Raw genomic sequence first — 19,981 nt, 5'->3', positions numbered from 1 at the left:
CTTTTTGTAATTATTGAAAATCAATACACGTTTGTGTAAACACTTAGTGATGTCCTACACGCAAATGCGATATGACATTTGACCATTTTACACCATTATACGGATATAAGTCATTCATATTTTGAATGGCATATAAACCAAAAAAAATAACAAGAAGAGACTCAGGCCCATGTCTACAAATTGCGGCTTTTCCTCTCCTGACGGGAATTCATCCACCACCCCCAGCCCCCCTGTCCGGTCCAGTCCTGTCGCCCCCTTTTCATGGACATTCCGCCCCTGCGGGATTTCGCGCCACGGGGTGGCTCCTTACCGGCGCAGCCTGGTTGCCCTGCTGGCGGGCAGCTCGGCCCTTTTGTGCCTGAACGCCATGCCAGCCTGGGCGGAAACGGCGCCCCAGGCGGGCCATCTGCAATATTCCCACACCACGCCCGCGCCAAAGTCCCAGCCCGCGCAGGCCACGGTCACCACCTCGACCACGACGCAGACCACACCGCAGACCCCTGGCGCGAATGGCACCGCCACGCCCAATGGCACCGCACCGGCACAGGGCACGAACGGGACCACGCCCCCGCGCGGGTCGTGGAACAACCCCAGCCTGCTGCCGCCCCTGACCAGCCGCCCCGAAGCCTATGGCCAGCCCCAGGCGCTGGAACTGCGCCCCCTGCCTTCATCCCTGCTGCACCAGGGGCCCTGGGGGGTGTTCAACGCCAATACGGGGGCTGCGGCCGGGTTCGGCACGGTGGGGTATTACGCCGTCTCCCGCTGGGCGGAGGACTGGTCGAACCTGCGCGACAAGCGCAACCGCATCGATTTCATGGACCCGCTCAAATACATCGCCCTGAATGACGAGGGGGATATTTACCTCACCTTCAGCGGCAACTTCCGCCAGCATAATTTCTACGACCAGCGCGCGGGTTTCGGGGCGACGAAAACCACCCCGGCCTATCGTAACAACTACCGCTCCAACCTGGGGGCCGACCTGCATCTGGGCGAACATGTACGGCTGTATGGCGAGCTGATGAGCGGGCAGGCAGCCGGTATCAATTACTACGGCTATGCCGGGGGCCGGTGGCGCAGCAATCTCGATGCTCAGCAGGCCTTTATCGAAGTGCGCGGCAATATCCTGGGGGCGACGGTGGGCGGCATGGCCGGACGCATGACCTTCCTGGACGCGCCACCCTATTTTACGGCAGGCAGCGTGTACCCTTCCATTCCCTATTCGTGGAACGGCCTGCGCGGCTATGCCTTCTGGAAGAATTTTCGTCTCGACGTCTTTGACCTGCTGATGACCAACAACGCGCCACCCGGCATTTTCCACGACCAGGTGAACTGGAAGACCCGGCTTTACGGTGCGTACACATCCTATGCGCTGCCCAAGTTCCGGTTCATGAGCCGCAACAGCCAGATTTTTGTCGATACGTTCTTCCTGGGCTTCGACATCGCCAATGTGTCCATACCGACCGCAACCAGTTCCATTGCCGGGGCGACGCATCGCTACACGCCGGGTTCGCGCATCTGGGGGAATGCCGGGCCGATCGAATTCTCGGTGGGTGGCATGTGGCAGGGCGGTGGTTTCCAGGCCACCACAACCGGCCTGAACCGCTCCGTTTCGGCCTACGCGATCGACGCCACGCTGTCGTGGCGGTTTTCGCACTGGCCGGGCAACCCCGTCGTGGGCGTGCAGGTGGACGACGTGTCGGGCGGGAACATGAACAAGAGCCAGACCAGTTCATGGGGCAACTTCATGTCGCCCTTCGTGCCCAGCGCCTACTATCTGGATATCAGCACCTATATCGGCCAGTCCAACATCATCACCGCCGGGCCGATCGCGACCGTATCCCCCACGACCAATACGACCCTGCTCATGAAAGTGCCCGCCATCTGGCGTAACAGCGTGGATGACGCGATCTATGCGTCGGGCACGGCCTTCTACAAATACCGCCCGCACGGGGCTTATGTCGCCACCATGCCCCAGGCCAGCTTTACCTGGCGCGCCACCCGCCACATCACGCTCAGTATCGATGGAGAGTATATTTTCGCCTCGAAAACCCTGATCCGCGATGGCGGTTCCTCCGGCGCGTTCGTGCAGAGCAACCTGGAACTGACATTCTGACCCTTTGCAGTACAGACAAAACCCCCGTTCCATCCTAATGCGGAAGACGACATGAGATGGAACGGGAGCCACCTGCGCGCTCCCCGATTGTTTTGAGCGACAGGGGCCATAGGCATGAGCGTATCGACACCCCGACGGGAAATTACCCTGCGCGGCCTTGTCCTGGGTGCGATCATCACCGTCATCTTCACCGCCTCCAACGTGTATCTGGGGCTGCGGATCGGGCTGACCTTTGCTTCTTCCATTCCTGCTGCGGTCATTTCCATGGCGGTGCTGCGCATGCTGGGCGGGGGCACCATTCTCGAAAACAACATGGTGCAGAGCCAGGCTTCGGCGGCGGGCACGCTCTCTTGCGTGTTCGCGACATTTCCCGGCCTGATCATGACCGGGCTGTGGCAGGATTTTCCCTACTGGCAGACGGCGGGCATTTCGCTTGCGGGGGGCGTTCTGGGCGTTGTGTTCACCATTCCGCTGCGCCATGCGCTGGTCACGCACAGCCCCCTGCCCTACCCCGAAGGCGTTGCCGCCGCCGAAATCCTGCGCGTGGGGGCCAGGGCGGGGCACAGCAAGGGCCTGCGGGCCCTGATAGGCGGGGGCGTGGTTTCGGCCGCATTTTCGTTCTGTAGCGGGGCGCTGCGCCTGTTTTCGGATACGCTTTCCCTGACGGCCACGGCGGGAGCGACGGTTTTTCAGCTTTCGGCCGGTTTTTCTCTTGCCCTGATCGGGGCTGGCTACCTTGTGGGGCTGGCGGGCGGGCTGGCCATGCTGCTTGGCGGCATACTGGCCTGGGGGATTGCGGTACCGTGGCTGAGTGCGCACCTGCCCAACCCCGAGCACCTGCCCGCCGCCGCCTTCGCGCATGATATCTGGCTGCACAAGGTCCGCTTCATCGGGGCGGGGGCCATTGCCATTGCCGCACTCTGGACGCTGGTGGAGCTTCTGCCCCCCGTGCTGCGTGGCCTGCGCTCCATGGTGCTGAGCCATGCGGGCCATGTGGATGACGCGCAAAAAGACCTTTCGCCGCGCAGCATGGGCGTGCTGCTGCTGTTATGCGTGGTGCTGCTGGCGGGGCTGTTCGCGGCCTTCCTGGCGCCGCTGACCCAAGGGTTCTGGCCGCTGGTGGGGGCGGCCGTGCTGTTCTGCGTGGTGTTCGGCTTCATGATGGCGGCGGCCTGCGGCTATATGGCGGGCATTGTGGGGTCTTCCTCCTCCCCCATTTCGGGCATTGTCATTGTGGGGGCGGTCATCTGCACGCTGATGATCCTGGCCATGGAAGTGCTGGGCCTGACCCCGCCCGCCCTGCTGATGGACGGGCAGAAACTGGCCACCGCCTTCACCATTCTGGTCCTGTCCGCCATGACGGCGACAGTGGCCATTTCCAACGACAATCTTCAGGACCTCAAGACCGGGCAACTGGTCGGTGCCTCTCCCTGGAAGCAGGAAGCCGTGCTGATTGTCGGCTGCGTCGCGGGGGCGGCCATTATTCCGCCCGTGCTGAACCTGCTTTACCAGGCCTACGGCTTTGTCGGCGCCATGCCGCGCCCCGGCATGGACCCCACCCACGCGCTGGCCGCCCCCCAGCCCGCGCTGATTGCCATGATTACGCAGGGCATTTTCACCCATACGCTGGATTCGAGCATGCTGTGCATGGGCCTTGCCCTGGGCTGCGGGCTGATCGGGCTGGATATCGTGCTGCGCCGCCGTGGCCTGTCGCTTCCGCCATTGGGAGTGGCCGTTGGGCTTTACCTGCCGGCCTCCGTCAGCATGACGCTGGCGGTGGGGGCCGTTCTGGGCTGGGGGATCCACCGCGCCATAAAGCACCGCAGGCCCAAGGACGCGCCACCGCCGAGCCATGCCGACACGCTGGGCACCATGCTGGCCTCGGGCTTTATCGTGGGCGAAAGCCTGACCGGGGTTGCCCTGGCCGTGCTGTCCGGCGCATTGGGGCGCGACAACGCCCTGTCCATCGCGGGCTGGCTGCCATCGGGCCTGCCGACCCTTCTGGCGGCGGGGGCGTTCTGCGCCATCTGCTGGTGGTTCGCCCGCCAGACCATCCGCTCCGCCACGGATGGCGCCTAGGGCCTGCCTGCGAAGGGCGGCTTTCAGTGCTGGAGCAGCACCGGCAGATCGGGTTGGGAGAGGATTTCGTCCGTAACACTGCCCATCAGCCGGTTATAGAGCGCGCCATGTTCATACCCGCCCATGACCAGCATATCCGCCTGGTCGGCATGGGCCATGTCCAGAATGGTCCGCCCTGCCTGGGTGGCGCTGTCCGTGGGGGGCAGTTCGCGAATGACAGGGCTCACCCCGGGCAGGACGTCGAGCGGTAGCGTGCCCCCCACGGGCACGAGAACGGTCACGCTCTTGGCAAAGCGCAGGAAGGATCGCGCGGCGGTAAAGGCAAGGCGGCAGCCGGGCGTGTCTTTCCAGGCCAGGAAGATACGGTCCCCGCTCGGGCGTTCCCAGAAAGGTGGCACGAACAGGACGGGGCGGCCGGTCTCGAAAATGGCTGCACGGGTGGCGGCCCGTTTCTGCCCGGAATCGCGCGGGTCGGGAAAGCCCAGGATCAGCAGGTCCGCATCCTTGCCGTAGCCGCCTATGATACGGTCCACGGTAATTTCGGGGTCCAGCCAGTTGACCTCGACCTGGTCGGGCCGCCATGTGCCCGCCCCGTAGGCCCGCTCTTTCCATTGGCGGAACACCGCGTGCAGGTTGTCGGCCCATTGGCGCTGGTCCTCATGCGGGGCCTGGTCGGGCTGGCCCCCTGCGGGTTCGCGCGCGGCCAGCACGTCCATGCGCGTGCCCCCCACACGGGCCATGACCTGGGCCGCCATGTCCAGAAGTCCGTGGGCCTGTTCGACCTGGCCGAGTATGACAAGACACCGCTGCATGGCTTTTCCGCCTTTTCCCTGATAGAGCGCAGCCCCAACACTACGCCAGGATCCCGCCCGAGTTCCAGAGCCCCGCCCCACGGCACCCGGCACCGTGCTGCATGGCTGCCACCGCAAGGCGGGAAGAACCGCCCCAGGGCGCGAGCAACGGCGGGTGCGGCCGCCCCCTCTCTCCGGAAGGTGATGAAAAACGCTGTGCCACCCCCTCGCCTTCGGGCGTCAGGCAGGGCACAAACGCCCACACAGGCCCGTGTGCAGGAACCACGCACCCTGGAGGGCCTGCCTGACAGGCCCCGGCCCGACCGGGATGCCGCCATTCATGCTCGAAAGGCCATAGGACGTGCTGCTCAACGTGATTGAACGAGGCCCGCAAACACCCCCCAACACGCCGCCCGTCGTGCTGTTGCACGGGCTTTTGGGACGGGCGCGCAATCTGGGATTTGTGCAGCGCCGTCTGGCCACCACCCGGCGCACCCTGGCCATGGACCTGCGCAACCATGGCGCAAGCCCGCACGGCCCGCTGACCTACCCCGCCATGGCGGGCGACGTGCTGGAAACCATGCGCCACGAACACGCCGTGCCCGCCGTTATTCTGGGCCACTCCATGGGCGGCAAGACCGCGATGATGCTGGCGCTGACACAGCCCGACACCGTGCGCGCCCTGGTGGTGGCCGATATCGCCCCCGGGCAGGGCGGCTTTTCGCAACTGGGCCTGCCGCCCGGGCTGGCGGACCTGGCATTCCCCCCTCATCTCGACGTGCGGGGGGCCAACCACCTGCTGGCCCCGCTGATTGCCGATGAAGCCGTGCGCCAGTTGATGGTGCAGAACATGCGCCTGGGCGACAACCCGGGCTGGGCCGTTGGCATGCACGAGATCGAGGCCGGCCTGTCCAATGCCATGGGCTGGCCCGACCTGCCCGAAGGGGCCTGCTACACCGGGCCCACCCTGTTCATACGCGGCGAAAAATCGCGCTACATCCAGCCCGACAATTATGCGGCCATGCACCGCCTGTTCCCCAACCACACGCTGGAAACCATAGCCGGGGCAGGCCACTGGGTGCATGTGGACGCGCCGCAGCGTTTTTCCGAACTGGTGGAAAACTTCCTGGACACAACGCCGCAGGCCAACTGAACGGAACACCCCGGAACCGGCACGCTGCTGCCCCGGCGGGAACTTGTGTGCTTTTCGACGCGCCCGCTGGCGGCCCCGGCTTCAGCGGCCCTGCCCGATCGCGCGTATTTTGCCCCGTGATGCGGCGTGCCACCCCATTTCCCCTGTCGGGCCAGTGCCGCCCCTTGCGCTGCCGGCAGGTTTGTCGGACTGAACGACAAACAGAAGTTCAGCCCGGCTTGCCGCTTGCCCACCTTGTACCGCATGCGTAATGAGGCAGGGCGGCAATCGCCTTTTTCGTGACCGGAGGACAGGACATGTCGAACACCAGATGGCGACAGATGGCCGCGGGGCTGATCTGTATGGCCTCCATTTCCTCACCCCAATATGTGTGGACGCTTTTCACCCCTGCCCTCCGGCATGATTTTGGAACCACGGCCCCCGCGCTGCAGGTCACGTTTTCAATCCTTATCGTGCTGCAAACGCTGTTTTCGCCTATCCAGGGCTGGATCGCGCGGTATGTCCACCCGCGCCTGCTGATCATGGCCGGGGTAATGGTGACGGGGCTGAGCTGGGTGCTTTCCGCCCAGGTCCACAGCCTTGCCATGCTGTACCTGACCTATGGCGGGCTGGGGGGGATCGGCACGGGCATCGTCTATGTTGGCGTGGTGGTGTTGCTGATGCAGTGGTTCCCCGAAAACCGGGGCATGGCGGCCGGTGCGGGGGCTGCGGGATACGGCATGGGGGCGATGCTGACCACATTCCCCATCGCCCATCTTCTGGCGGCGTCGGACTGGCGGCACACGCTTGAGGTGTTCGGCCTTGCCATGGCGGCGGTCGGCATGCTGGCGGCCAGCCAGTTGAAGCTGCCCACCGCCACCGTTCATGGCGATACGGCGCAGACCGGCCTGCCGACATCGCAGGTTGTCAGAACCCCCCTGTTCTGGCTGATGTTTTTCATGATGGCGACAATGGCGACCTCGGGCCTGATGGTCACCTCGCAACTGGCCCAGATCGCGGCCGATTTCGGGGTGGCGCAACTGACCGTGGCCGGTATGGCCGCCCTGCCCCTGGCCATGACCCTGGACCGGATTGCAAACGGCCTGACACGCCCGCTCTTTGGCTGGATTTCAGACCGGATCGGGCGCGAGACCACCATGGCCTTTGCCTTCACGCTTGAAGCCATCGCTCTGGGATGCTGGCTCTCGCTGGTGCATTATCCGGTGGCGTTCGTGCTGCTGTCAGGCGTGATCTTTCTGGGATGGGGGGAAATTTTCTCTCTCTTTCCCGCCACGCTGACAGATACGTTCGGCACGCGCGATGCGTCGCGCAATTATGGCCTGCTGTATATTGCCCAGGGTGTGGGGGCAGTTTTCGGCGGGCCCCTTGCCGCATGGATGCACCAGGCCAGCGGCGGGTGGTATCCGGTCTTTGCCTGCGCCATTGCAGGGGACCTGCTGACCGCCATACTGGCATTTGCGGTGCTGCGCCCGATGCGTGCACGCTTTATTCAGCAACGCGGCTGAAAACACCACGCCCCATGGCACGGGCCGCGTGCCGATCTTCCAGCCAGCCTTCCGGTCGCCCATCTGGCCCGCACGAAAACGCCGCCCCGCAGCCGAACGCGGCAACCTAGCCGGGCAGTTGGGGCAGCCCGGCCATATCGCAGGCCACGGCCTCGGCCATGCGGATCCCGTCCATCCCGGCGGAGAGAATCCCCCCCGCATAACCCGCCCCTTCGCCCGCCGGGTATAGCCCCGGCGTGTTCAGGGACTGCCCATCCGCCCCGCGCGGAATACGCAGCGGCGATGACGTGCGGGTTTCAACCCCGGTCATGACCGCGTCTTCCATGGCGTAGCCCTTGAGCTTGCGGTCAAAACGCGGCAGGGCCTCACGCAGGGCCTCCACCACGAAATCGGGCAGGCAGGTGGCCAGATCGGTGGGCGTCACACCCGGCTTGTAGGACGGCACCACCGCCCCAAGGCTGACAGAGGCCCGCCCGGCCAGGAAATCCCCCACGCGCTGGGCGGGGGCGCGGTAATCCCCCCCACCGGCGACAAAGGCCTGGCGTTCCCAGTGCCGCTGGAAGGCGATCCCGGCCAACGGGTCGGCCGGATAATCCTCGCCCGGGCGCAGTTCCACGACAATGCCCGAATTGGCGTTGCGTTCGGCGCGGGAATACTGGCTCATCCCATTGGTGACCACGCGCCCTTCTTCCGACGTTGCGGCCACCACGGTGCCGCCGGGGCACATGCAGAAGGAATACACCCCCCGGCCATTGGCCGCATGATGGACCAGCCGGTATTCGGCAGCCCCCAGCAGGCTGTTGCCCGCACATGCGCCAAATTGCGCGAGATCGATCACCGATTGCGGGTGTTCGATCCGCACGCCCATGGAGAACGGCTTGGCCTGCATTTCCACCCCCTGGGCGTGGAGCATGGCAAACGTATCGCGCGCGCTGTGGCCTACCGCCAGAATGACGTGATCGGCTTCCACCACATCACCGCCGGCCAGCCGCACGCCCTGCATGCGGCGGGTGACGGGGTCCAGCACCAAGTCGTCCACCCGGGCGCCGAAACGGTATTCCCCGCCCGCCTGTTCGATCTCGTGGCGGATATGCTCGACCATGGAGACAAGGCGGAACGTGCCGATATGCGGGTGGGCGAGATAGAGAATATCCTCGGGGGCTCCGGCCTTTACGAATTCCTCCAGCACCTTGCGACCCAGAAAACGGGGGTCGCGCACCTGGCTGTAGAGCTTGCCGTCAGAAAACGTGCCCGCACCCCCTTCACCGAACTGCACGTTGCTTTCCGGGCTCAGCACCGAACGACGCCACAGGGCGAAGGTATCCACCGTGCGTTCGCGCACGATCTTGCCGCGTTCGAGCAGGATGGGCCGCAACCCCATGCGGGCCAGGATAAGGGCTGCCATGAACCCGCACGGCCCCGCCCCCACCACCACGGGCCGCCTGTAACCCGGCCGTGCGGCCAAAGCCGCGCCATTGGTTACGGGCGGTGTCCAGCGCATGTCGGGCGTGGGCTGGACATGGCTGTCGCGCGGGTGCTCGCCCCTGTAGCGCGCCAGCACGGCGGCTTCGTCCTTTACGGCGCAGTCCACGGCATAGACCAGGCAGATGGCGTTGCGGCGGCGCGCGTCATGCCCGCGCCGGAACACGCTGAAATGCTCAAGCTCCGCCGGGCTTATGGCCAGGCGCGCGCAAATGGCCTGTTCCAGCGCCTGGGGCGCATGATCGAGTGGCAGGCGCAGTTCGGTCAGACGAAGCATGAGACGGTCTTATCACCCATTCCACAAAGGATACCCAAAAGCCCGGTTTCTCCCTAGGCCGGAAAACCGCCCGCGCGCAACGCCCGACCTGCCCCTGGGCCCGGACAGCGCGTGTGCCGCGAAGTTTGTACTTCTTTTCAGGGCGGTGCGCGCGCCATACATTACGTTCAGGACTTAGCACAAGGCCAGCCGCCCCCATGCCCCAGCCAGACAGCGCGACACCCGACACCGCCATGCCCCCCGCGGCGCACGACCACGACCACGACCACGACCACGACCACGACCACGACCACGACCACGACCACGACCACGACCACGACCACGACCACGACCACGACCACGACCACGACCACGACCACGACCACGACCACGACCAGATGGGCCATGCCGCGGGTGGCGCTGGCAAGCCCGATTTCCACGATCATGCGCACGACCCTGATCACGGGCACGACCATGGGCACGATCACGGCGGGTGCGATCATCATCACGGGTTCGGGCACCATCACGCGCATGTTCCCGCATCCTTCGGGAGCGCGTTTGCCATCGGCATCGGGGTGAACACGCTCTACCTTGCGGCCGAGGCGTTCTGGGGCGTGACCTCCCATTCCCTCGCCCTGCTGGCCGATGCCGGGCATAACCTGTCCGATGTCATGGCGCTGGCGGCCGCCTGGCTGGCCGATCATCTTTCCCGCCGCAGCCCTTCGGGCCGGTTTACCTACGGGCTGCGCCGGTCTTCCATCCTGGTGGCCCTGGCCAACGCGCTGGTGCTGATGCTGGTGACAGGCGGTGTGGCGTGGGAAGCGCTGGGCCGCCTTGTCCACCCCACGAACCTGCCCCTGGCGGGAAAGACGATGATGATCGTCTCGGCCATCGGCATTGCGGTAAACGGCTGTTCCGCCCTGCTGTTCGCCGCCGGGCGCAAGGATGACCTGAACATTCGCGGGGCGTTCCTGCACCTGATGGCCGACGCCCTGACATCGCTGGCCGTTGTCGTGGCCGGAGCACTGGTACTGCTGACAGGACAGGGCTGGATAGATCCCGCCATAAGCCTGGGCATTGCCGTTCTTGTAGTGCTGGGCACGTGGTCGCTGCTGCGCGATTCACTGGACATGGCGCTGGACGCCGTGCCCCGCCAGGTCAGCGCCGACGCGGTAGAGGCCTATCTGCGTAGCCTGCCCGGCATTGGCGATCTTCATGACCTGCATATCTGGCCGCTCAGCACGACGGAGGTGGCGCTGACCGTGCATCTGGTCCGCAGCACCGCCGCAAGCCAGGATGGGGCACAAAGTGATACCGTGGTGCTACAAAACGTGGTAACCGCCTTGCGTCAGCGTTTTGGCATCGTGCATCCCACCGTACAGATCGAAGCCGCGGATTACGCCCCTTTGTGCCATCTCTCTTCCGCGCATACGGTCTGAACGCGCGGCCAGCTTCGGTCGTGTCCACCCTAGCTCCGACTGTTCCATGCCCGATCTTCCCCTGCCCAAGAACAACAAGGGCATTGCCATTCTTGGCCTGCTTGTCAGCTTTCTTGCCCTTGGGCTCAAATACGCGGCCTATGCGGCAAGCGGCAGCGTGGCCCTGTATGCCGATGCGGTGGAAACCATCATCAACGTGGTGGCGGCCGCAGGCGGGCTGTGGGCGCTGAGCATTGCCGAACGCCCGGCCGATCACAACCATACATACGGGCATTACAAGGCGGAATATCTCTCCGCCGTGGCAGAGGGCACGCTGGTGGTGGTGACCGCCTTCATCATCGGGCGCGAGGCGGTGGAAGGCTGGCTGCACCCCATGCCGCTGCTGCCCCCGTGGCGCGGGCTGGCGCTGAATGCCGCGGCCACCGTCCTGAACCTTGGCTGGGGCATGGTCATGCTGCGGGCAGGCCGGGCGCGCCGGTCCCCCGCACTGGTCGCGGGCGGGCAGCATGTGCTTTCCGATGTATGGACAGGTGTCGCCCTGGTGGCGGGTGTGGCCCTTATTCCCGTAACCGGCTGGGCGCGGCTGGATTCGGTCATGGCCGGGCTTGTGGCCGTGAACGTGCTGCGCGTGGGCTGGGAGGTCATGCGCGAGTCCATAGCCGGGCTGATGGACCAGGCCCCCGGGCGTGAAACGCTGGAACAGATCCAGGATATCATCGCCGCCAACGGCGAAGGTGCCATCGAAGCACACGATATCCGCACCCGGATCGTGGGGGCGATGACCTTTCTGGATTTTCATCTGGTCGTGCCCGGCAGCATGAGCGTGAACCAGGCCCATGATATCTGCGACCGGATCGAAGCCGCCCTGCGTGCGCATATGGGCAGCACGCTGGTGCATATTCACGTCGAACCCGACAACCTGGCCAAGCATGAGGGCATTGTGTTCTGGCCCCGCCCGACCCCACCTGCCGTGGCAAATTCGAAACATTCGGCGTAAAACTGTGGCAAATATATCATGCGGGCGGCACAGCGCCTTTTATCTGCCCCATATGGTGCTAACATAAATCGTATCCTTCTCTGTTGCCGATACGGATACGTCCCATGTCCATCAGCGTGCTGCCCACGCCTGAGTCCCTGCGTCACCTGCGCGAACACGCCAAGATGGGGACCGTGAACTGGCGCCGCAAGTTCATTTACTGGACGGGTGCGGTCCTGGTGGGGCTGGTTGCGATCACCTTCGCTTCCATGGCCGACACGGCGGCCCATATCCGCAACCACATCATGCATGTCAGCCCGTGGCTGATGCTTGTCGTCACCCCCTGCGGCCTGGCGCTGTCGAGCTGGCTGACACGCACATGGTTCCGTGGCACGCAGGGCAGCGGCATTCCCCAGGCCATTGCCTGCATGCACCTGCATGACATGGGGGTGGTGGACCGGGTGCTGTCGGTGCGCATAGCGCTGGCCAAGATCTGCCTGACCTGCTTCGGCCTGCTGGCCGGGGCCTCCATCGGACGCGAAGGTCCTACCGTGCAGGTGGGGGCAGCCATCATGCATACGGTCGGCCGTTTTGCGGGCATTACCAACACCACCAGCGTGCGCGCGCTGATCAAGGCGGGGGGGGCCGCAGGTGTGGCCGCCGCGTTCAACACCCCGCTGGCGGGGATCGTGTTCGGGATCGAGGAACTGGCCCATTCGTTCGAGCAGCGCAGCAGCGGCACCATGCTGACCTGCGTTGTCATTTCGGGTGTGACGGCCATCGCCATGGTGGGCAACTACACCTATTTCGGCCATACCTATTCGGCCGTGCCGGTGGGAACGAGCTGGCTGGCGGTGCTGGTCTGCGGGGTCATGGGCGGGCTGAGCGGGGGCATGTTCTCATCCCTGCTGGTGCGCATGTCACGCGGGGTGCCGGGCGCACTGGGGGCGTTCATTACCCGCCGCCCCATCCTGTTCGCGGCGTTGTGCGGGCTGGTCCTGGCCATTATCGGCCTGCTGTCGGGCGGGATGACCTATGGCACCGGCTACACGCAGGCGCGCGATATCATCATGGGATCGGGGCAGTATCCGGCGTCGTATTTCGTGCTCAAGCTGCTGGCCACGTTCGTATCGTATTGTTCGGGCATACCGGGCGGGCTGTTCGCGCCATCCCTTTCGGTGGGTGCGGGCATGGGCGGGTGGATCGCGCAGTTCCTGCCGCACACCACACCCGGGGCCGTGGTGCTTTTGGGAACGGTGGCCTATTTCGCGGCCGTGACGCAGGCCCCGCTGACAGCGACCGTCATCGTCATGGAAATGTGCGACAACCAGCAGATCACCCTGGCTTTGCTGGCCAGCGCCTTCCTGGCCTTTGGCGTCTCACGCGCGCTATGCAGCCACGCCCTGTACGGCGCGCTGGCCGTGCGGTTCCTGCGCTCGACCGAACCGCGCCAGAAATCCACCACCATCACCACCGCGACCGACACCGCCCGCTAGGCAGGGCGTATCCCCAACAGGACCGGGCATAGGGGCGGGACATGAAACCCTGCCCATGATCGGCAGCGGGCCGGTGGCAGCGACACTCTCTTGCAAGCGTGCGCATGCCCGCCCGCTCCCGTGCCTGCGCGCGCCTGCAGGCCCCCGCACGCCCATGCTGCGTGGCGTGTCTGGTTTATCGCGCCCCGCCGTCCTATATGACATAGAATTGTGGAGTGAAACGGAGAGTATCCCCCCATGTCTGATGCATCCCCCGCGCCCGCCCAGGCCGAGCCCGACAACCGCGTGCCGGTCACGGTCCTGACCGGCTTTCTGGGTGCTGGCAAGACCACCTTGCTCAACCATATCCTGACCGCCGAGCACGGGCGCAAATATGCTGTCGTCATCAACGAATTCGGCGAACTGGGCGTGGATAACGACCTGGTGGTGGACGCGGATGAAGAAGTGTTCGAAATGAACAATGGCTGCATCTGCTGCACGGTGCGCGGCGACCTGATCCGTATCCTGAACGGGCTGATGAAGCGGCGCACCAGGTTCGACGGCGTGATCGTGGAAACCACGGGCCTGGCCGATCCCGCCCCCGTGGCGCAGACCTTTTTCGCCGATGAGGACGTGCGCGAGAAAGCCCGGCTGGATGCCGTCGTGACCGTGGTGGATGCGTATAATGTCATCGCGACCTTGGCCGAAAGTTCCGAAGCCCGTGAACAGATCGCCTTTGCCGATGTCATTATCCTCAACAAGACCGACCTTGTGGATGAAGCCGGGCTGGAGGCGGTGGAAGCGGCCATTCGCAAGCTGAACAATGCCGCCCCCATTCACCGCGCGCGCAAGGGCAACGTCAAGCTGACGGATGTGCTCGACCGTGGCGGGTTCGATCTGGCCCGCGTGCTCGAACAGTCCCCCGCCTTCCTCGAAAACCCCGAACACCACCATGAGGAAGATATTTCCAGCGTGTCCCTGGCCATCAAGCAGCCGCTGGATGCCGGGCGCTTCCAGATGTGGATCAGCGCGCTGTTGCAGGAAAAAGGCGCGGACATGCTGCGCACCAAGGGTATTCTGGACTTTGCAGGCCAGGACGACCGCTTTGCCTTCCAGGCCGTTCACATGATGGCCGATGGCGACGCCATAGGCCCCTGGAAGGAAGGCGAGCCGCGCGAAAGCCGGCTTGTGTTCATTGGCCGCAACCTCAACCGGCCCCAGCTCCGCCGTGGGCTTGAAAGCTGTATTGCGGCATGAGCACCGTAACCGCCCCGCGCGGACTGATCGAGAAACGCGGCGCGCATCGCCGCGTGGAAGGCGAGATCACGGCCTGCGCCGCCTCGCGCGATTCCAGCCGCTTCGCCTTCACCACCGCCGAGGGCGATGTGATCGTTGCCCACCGCGAGGACCTGCACACACCCCAGAGCTGGAGCAGCGTTGCCGTGCATGACGGCCCGGCCCTGGCCCTGTGCGCGGATACACTGGCCGACAGTTTCCTGACCGGCGGGGATGACGGCCGCCTGTGCCGCCTGGACCCTACGGGCGAGATCGAGGAACTGGGCAAAAGCCGCCGCTGGGTGGAGCATATCTGCACCCATGTGGACGCCAAGAGTGCGATGATCGCCGCATCGTCTGGCAAGGAGGTCGAACTGCGCGACGCCACGGGCCGCACCATTATCCGCACGCTCGAACATCCCTCCACCGTGGGCGGAATGGTATTCGACCCCAAGGGCAAGCGCATTGCGGTTTCGCACTATAATGGTGTCTCGCTGTGGTTTACCCAGTCCAAGGATGGCAGCCCCCGCCTGCTGGAATGGAAGGGCAGCCATCTGGGCATTGTCATGCATCCGGGGGCCGAGGCGGTCGTGACCGCCATGCAGGACAATGACCTGCATGGCTGGCGGCTGGCGGACGGCCACAACATGCGCATGAGCGGCTACCCCACCAAGGTCCGCTCCATGGCGTTTTCGCATAACGGCAAATGGCTGGCCACCGGTGGGGCCGATGTCGTGGTGCTGTGGTCCTTCGTGGGGAACGGCCCCATGGGCAAGCCCCCCACGGAACTGCCCGGCGCGGGCGGCGCACTGTGCACGCGTGTTGCCACCCACCCCACGCAGGACGTGCTGGCCGCAGGCTTTGCCGACGGCACTGTGCTGATGCTCGAACCCGCCAGCCAGCGCGTGCTGCCCATCTGCCTGGCCCAGAACGGGGCCGTTACCGCCCTGGCCTACAGCCCCGATGGCTGCATGCTGGGCTTTGGCACCGAAGACGGCACGATCGGCCTGGTGGACCTGGCCTCCGCCGGGTAAGGCCACCCGCGCGCGCCTGGCCCGCACGGGCTGGGGGTGCGCGGTGAAAGCCCGGCACGGCGCGATTGCCCTGCTGTGACGGGGCATATCGTCGCAGGTCAGCGGTGTTGCAGGAACTCGTTCACCGCCTGGGCGACCTCTGTCGCGCGTTCAAGCTGGGGCAGGTGCCCGGTGCGGGGCAGGATAATACAGGGGGCCTCGGCGGCAAGATCGCCCGGTGGCGGGGGTGGCAACACGGCATCGTCCTGCCCCCAGACCAGCCTGACGGGTATGGGGGCCCGGCGGATGAGGGCGCGAAAATCCTCGGCCTGCCGACCATGCGGGAAACAGGCTTGTGCTATCTGCCGCAGGGCGTCGCGGCGGCCCGGTTCTTCCAGCCCGTGCAGCAGCAGCCTTGCCGCCTGCCGCCCGATCAGCCCGGGTGTTGCCACTGCAATATCCATGGTGTTGCGGATGTCGTCCACCGTATGGGCATTCACGTAACCCTGCACGAACGCCATATTCACGCTGCTGCCCAGGCCTGCCGGTGCGATCAGCGAAAGGCTGCGCAGTTTTTGCGGACAGGCCCGCAAAAGGGCCAGTGCGATGCCCCCGCCCAGCGAATGGCCCAGCACATGGGCCGATGCCACGCCCAGGACATCCATCAGCCCGCCCACGACATCCGCGAAGCAGGACAGCGTGCCCGCCCCCACATGGGTGGAGGACGCGCCGTGCCCGGGCAGGTCGAAGGCGATCACGCGGCGGTGGCGGGCCCATGCGGGCTGGACCATCAGCCAGCCTGCCTGGCTGCCGCCAAAACCATGCACGAGTATCAACGGCGCCTGTGCGGCGTCCTGGCCGTCATCACCCGCCGGGCCCGTGACATGCACATGGATACTATGCGGCCCCACCTGCACGTTGCGCTGTTCCAGCACCGCCATTGCGGAGGTTCAGTACCCGCGTTCGGGGTCGTAGCGCAGGGGCACGTCCTCCCCGCGTTCGAGGGCGGCTATAGTCGCCACCACCTTGGCCGCCCTGGCCGCGCGCGACGCTTCGGAAGCGATATGCGGGGTTATGAGCGTGCGCGGCGCATGCCACAGGGGCGATGTTTCGGGCAGGGGTTCGCGGTCGAACACATCCAGCACGGCACCGCGCAGCGTGCCATCCTCCAGCGCGCGCAGCAGGTCGGCCTCCACCACCAGGGGGCCGCGCGCGACATTCACCAGCCCCGAAGGCTGGCGCAGCCTGCTGAACACGTCGTAGGTCAGCAGGCCACGCGTCTGCGGTGTTTCGGGCAGCAGACAGACCAGAATATGGTTCTGCGCCACAAAGGTGGAAAACTGGTCGGACCCGCAATAGCAGGCAACACCATCAAGCGTATGGGGCGTGCGGGTCCAGCCCGAAACCACGAACCCCCAGCCCGCCAGCTTTTGCGCCACATATGCGCCCACGCTGCCCAGCCCCATGACCCCCACATGCACCTGCGCTGACAGGAGCGGAAATTCCGCGCGCCTGGCCCATTGCGCCTGGGCCTGGGCCTGCTGCCAGCGCGCGGCATCGCGCGTGAGCGACGTGACCGCCCAGATGACGTAATCGGCCATGTGGAGACGGATTTCATCATCCCCCATGCGGATCAGCGGAATGGCGCGCGACCATGTGGGGTCGCACGTCACATGGTCGACCCCCGCCGCGACACTGAGAATGGCCTTGAGATTGGGCATGGCCGCCAGCCGCCCGCGTTCGGGCTGCCAGACAAGGGCGTAATCGATCCGCGCGGAGTCCAGCGTGGGGTCGTCCCATTCGCGCACGTCCAGATCGGGGGCGATGCGGGCAAAAGCCTCTTTCCAACGCCCGAACACCTTGGCACCCCCCGCCTTGACAACCAGACACACCATGGCCCGCCCCCTGTCCTTTCGCGTCTCTCTGGCCCAGCCCGACCATACCGGTTCTGGCCCTGCCCGTTCCGATCATTCCGGCCCTGCCGTGCCTGACCGTTGCGCCTGTCGTTGCGGCCCGCCCGTTCGTTCGTTCGGGGTCGATCGTACCGGCTTCAAACCGAGCACGTCCACCCTACCAGCAATCGGGCCGGCCCGACAGGTGCCGCCCGCCTGCCCTGCCACCCAAAGGATCGTGACCGCGCGTGAAGTTTCTTTTAGCATCGCCCCTGCCCCCCACGGGGTAGGCGCGCGCCGACAAGCCCGTTAATGTACGAGCAGGAACACCATGCCCGCATGGACAGCCCGGCGGAACGCGCGCAAAGACCATCCGCCACCCAAGACCGGAGACCGCCCAGTGCCCGATGTTGCCGTCCGCCTTTCCACCCGCCTGTGCCTGCTTGTATCCGCAGCCCTCGGCCTGGCCCTGACCAGCGCCCAGGCGGCCGAGCCCGCAGCGACCCAGCCCCAGGCCGTTGCAACGCAGGAAGAGCCGGCAAGCTTTGGCCCCTGGGGGGTCAACCTGTCGGGGCGGGACATGGGGGCCAAGCCCGGCAACGATTTTTTCCGCTACGCGAACGGCACCTATCTGGACCACCTGAAAATTCCCGCCGACATGACGAGCTACGGCCCCTTCAACGCGCTGGCCGAACTTTCGCGCACGCGGGTGCAGTCGATCCTGAACGACCTGTCCACCCACCCGGTGGCGAACCCCCGCACCATCGAGGAAAAGCTGGGCACGTTCTATGCCTCCTACATGGATACGGCGCAGGTGGAACGCCTTGGCGCGCAACCGCTCGCCCCGGACCTGGACGCCATACGCGCACTCAAGGACATGGCAGGTTTTGCGGCACTGACGGGCTCGGGTGTGGGGAACTTCCAGTTCTCGCCCTTCTCTCTCAGCATCAATCCCGACGCCAAGGACCCCACGCGCTATGCGCTCAACCTCGACCAGGCGGGGCTGGGCCTGCCTGACCGGGACTACTACCTCAAGCCCGAATTCGCTGCCAAGAAAAAGGCCTACCAGGCCTATATCGAAAAAGCCCTGACCCTGGCCGACTGGCCGGGTGCGGCCAGTGCGGCGCAGGCGATCGTCGCGTTCGAGACACGGCTGGCGCAGGTGCACTGGACACGTGCGGCCCTGCGCGACCCGCAAAAGACCTACAACCCCATGACCCTGGCCGAACTGGGGGCCAAGGCCCCGGGGTTCGACTGGGCCACATGGCTGCGGGCGGCGGGCCTGAATGCGCAGGGGCTGGAAGCCCGCACGCTGATCGTGGGTGAACCCGACGCCATGACGGGGGAGGCCCGCATTGTCTCCACCACCGACATGGACACGCTGCGGGCCTGGCTGGCCTTCCACCTTGTGGACAACACGGCCACCTACCTGCCCGATCGCTTCGAACAGGCCCGGTTCGAATTCACCAAGGCGCTGAGCGGACAGCCCACCCTGGCCGCGCGCTGGAAGCGGGGCGTGCAGGCCACCAGTGCGGCCATGGGCATGGCGCTGGGCAAGGTTTACGTGCAGCGCTATTTCCCGCCTGAAAGCCGGGCTTCCATGCAGAAACTGACCGCGGACCTGAAAAACGCGTTCCGTGAGCGACTGCGCACCAACACATGGATGAGCCCCACCACCCGCGACGCCGCCCTGCACAAGCTGGAAAGCTTTGAAATCCAGGTCGGCTACCCCAACACCTGGCGCGACTACAAAAGCCTTGGGGTGCGCCAGGGCGATGTCTACGGCAACGCGCGCAACGGTGTCGCGTATGAATGGCGCTACTGGCTGGAACGGCTGGACAGGCCGGTCGATCGCAACGAATGGGACATGACGCCCCAGACCGTGAACGCCTATAACAACCCGCTTTTTGTCGAGGTCGTGTTCCCCGCCGCCATCCTGCAACCGCCCTTCTTCAACCCCAAGGCGGATGCGGCTGTGAATTACGGCGCCATTGGCGGGGTGATCGGCCATGAAATGACCCATTCCTTCGACGATGAAGGCCGCCAGTTCGACGAGCATGGCCGCCTGAAGGACTGGTGGACGAAAGAGGACGCCGAACGGTTCCAGAAGCTGGCCGACCGCCTTGGCGCGCAATACGACGCGTTCGAGGTGCTGCCCGGCGTGCATGTGAACGGCAAGCTGACGATGGGTGAGAACATTGCCGATCTGGGTGGGCTGACACTGGCACTGGACGCGTATCACGCATCGCTGGGTGGCAAGCCCGCCCCGGTCATTGACGGGCTGAGCGGGGACCAGCGCGTTTTTCTTGGCTGGGCACAGGTCTGGCGTGAAAAGCTGCGTGACGACACGGTGCGCCGCCTTGCGGTGACCGACCCGCATTCCCCCCCGCAGGCGCGCGTGAACATACCCATGCACAATATCGATGCCTGGTACGATGCATGGGATGTAAAACCCGGCGATACGCTGTATCTGGCACCCCAACAACGTGTCAAAATCTGGTAAATCCAGCCCATGACCCCGGGCGCGCGCTT

Annotated in this window: 14 protein-coding genes; 10 read left to right on the top strand and 4 right to left on the bottom strand. The window is 65.3% G+C overall.

Going from position 1 to position 19,981, the window contains the following annotated elements; genetic code table 11:
- Positions 1-169 precede the first annotated feature (169 nt).
- Positions 170-2,113 carry an alginate export family protein gene (locus tag J2D77_RS00475; RefSeq protein WP_207844044.1) on the top strand — a complete coding sequence of 648 codons (1,944 nt, stop codon included), beginning with the start codon at positions 170-172 and terminating at the stop codon, positions 2,111-2,113.
- A 114-nt stretch (positions 2,114-2,227) separates the two neighbouring features.
- Positions 2,228-4,192 (top strand): OPT family oligopeptide transporter, encoded by a 1,965-nt coding sequence (locus tag J2D77_RS00470; RefSeq protein ID WP_207844042.1) that lies wholly within the window; start codon positions 2,228-2,230, stop codon positions 4,190-4,192.
- A gap of 23 nt (positions 4,193-4,215) precedes the next feature.
- Here the strand turns inward: J2D77_RS00470 and J2D77_RS00465 are convergent, their stop codons facing one another.
- A complete protein-coding gene (locus J2D77_RS00465; protein ID WP_207844040.1) occupies positions 4,216-5,004 on the bottom strand; it encodes a universal stress protein in 789 nt (262 codons plus the stop codon).
- A gap of 340 nt (positions 5,005-5,344) precedes the next feature.
- On the opposite strand from J2D77_RS00465, the gene J2D77_RS00460 reads away from it, so the two are divergent.
- Complete coding sequence (locus J2D77_RS00460) at positions 5,345-6,136, top strand: alpha/beta fold hydrolase (RefSeq protein ID WP_207844038.1); 792 nt, start codon at positions 5,345-5,347, stop codon at positions 6,134-6,136.
- 296 nt (positions 6,137-6,432) lie between these two features.
- Positions 6,433-7,641, top strand: a complete 1,209-nt coding sequence (gene oxlT / locus J2D77_RS00455; RefSeq protein WP_207844035.1) for an oxalate/formate MFS antiporter — start codon at positions 6,433-6,435, stop codon at positions 7,639-7,641.
- 106 nt (positions 7,642-7,747) lie between these two features.
- Here oxlT and J2D77_RS00450 read toward each other — a convergent pair whose 3' ends face one another.
- A complete protein-coding gene (locus tag J2D77_RS00450) occupies positions 7,748-9,400 on the bottom strand; it encodes an NAD(P)/FAD-dependent oxidoreductase (protein WP_207844033.1) in 1,653 nt (550 codons plus the stop codon).
- 233 nt (positions 9,401-9,633) lie between these two features.
- Here J2D77_RS00450 and J2D77_RS00445 point away from each other — a divergent pair, with 233 nt between their 5' ends.
- The 5 genes from J2D77_RS00445 (at position 9,634) to J2D77_RS00425 (ending at position 15,578) form a co-directional block, all read left to right on the top strand.
- Positions 9,634-10,818, top strand: coding sequence for a cation diffusion facilitator family transporter (locus tag J2D77_RS00445; protein ID WP_207844957.1), 1,185 nt, complete (start codon positions 9,634-9,636; stop codon positions 10,816-10,818).
- Positions 10,819-10,864: 46 nt separating this feature from the next.
- Positions 10,865-11,815 (top strand): cation diffusion facilitator family transporter, encoded by a 951-nt coding sequence (locus J2D77_RS00440; protein WP_207844031.1) that lies wholly within the window; start codon positions 10,865-10,867, stop codon positions 11,813-11,815.
- A gap of 104 nt (positions 11,816-11,919) precedes the next feature.
- The gene (locus J2D77_RS00435) at positions 11,920-13,290 is read left to right on the top strand and encodes a chloride channel protein (protein WP_207844029.1); all 1,371 of its coding nucleotides are present in this window, start codon (positions 11,920-11,922) and stop codon (positions 13,288-13,290) included.
- Positions 13,291-13,527: 237 nt separating this feature from the next.
- On the top strand, positions 13,528-14,526 hold the full coding sequence (locus tag J2D77_RS00430; RefSeq protein WP_207844027.1) for a CobW family GTP-binding protein: 999 nt from the start codon (positions 13,528-13,530) through the stop codon (positions 14,524-14,526).
- A complete protein-coding gene (locus J2D77_RS00425; RefSeq protein WP_207844025.1) occupies positions 14,523-15,578 on the top strand; it encodes a WD40 repeat domain-containing protein in 1,056 nt (351 codons plus the stop codon). Before J2D77_RS00430 ends, J2D77_RS00425 begins: the two co-directional genes overlap by 4 nt.
- A 98-nt stretch (positions 15,579-15,676) precedes the next feature.
- Here the strand turns inward: J2D77_RS00425 and J2D77_RS00420 are convergent, their stop codons facing one another.
- Entirely contained in the window at positions 15,677-16,498 is an 822-nt protein-coding gene (locus J2D77_RS00420; protein ID WP_207844024.1) for an alpha/beta fold hydrolase, read from the bottom strand.
- 9 nt (positions 16,499-16,507) lie between these two features.
- Positions 16,508-17,452, bottom strand: coding sequence for a 2-hydroxyacid dehydrogenase (locus tag J2D77_RS00415; RefSeq protein WP_207844022.1), 945 nt, complete (start codon positions 17,450-17,452; stop codon positions 16,508-16,510).
- A 397-nt stretch (positions 17,453-17,849) separates the two neighbouring features.
- Between J2D77_RS00415 and J2D77_RS00410 the strand changes: the two genes are divergently transcribed.
- A complete protein-coding gene (locus tag J2D77_RS00410) occupies positions 17,850-19,952 on the top strand; it encodes a M13 family metallopeptidase (protein ID WP_331000034.1) in 2,103 nt (700 codons plus the stop codon).
- The last annotated feature ends 29 nt before the right edge of the window (positions 19,953-19,981 follow it).

This window comes from Acetobacter garciniae (genome assembly GCF_017377735.1).
Lineage (GTDB): Bacteria > Pseudomonadota > Alphaproteobacteria > Acetobacterales > Acetobacteraceae > Acetobacter > Acetobacter garciniae.
This window is presented reverse-complemented; position numbering and strand designations above follow the sequence as displayed.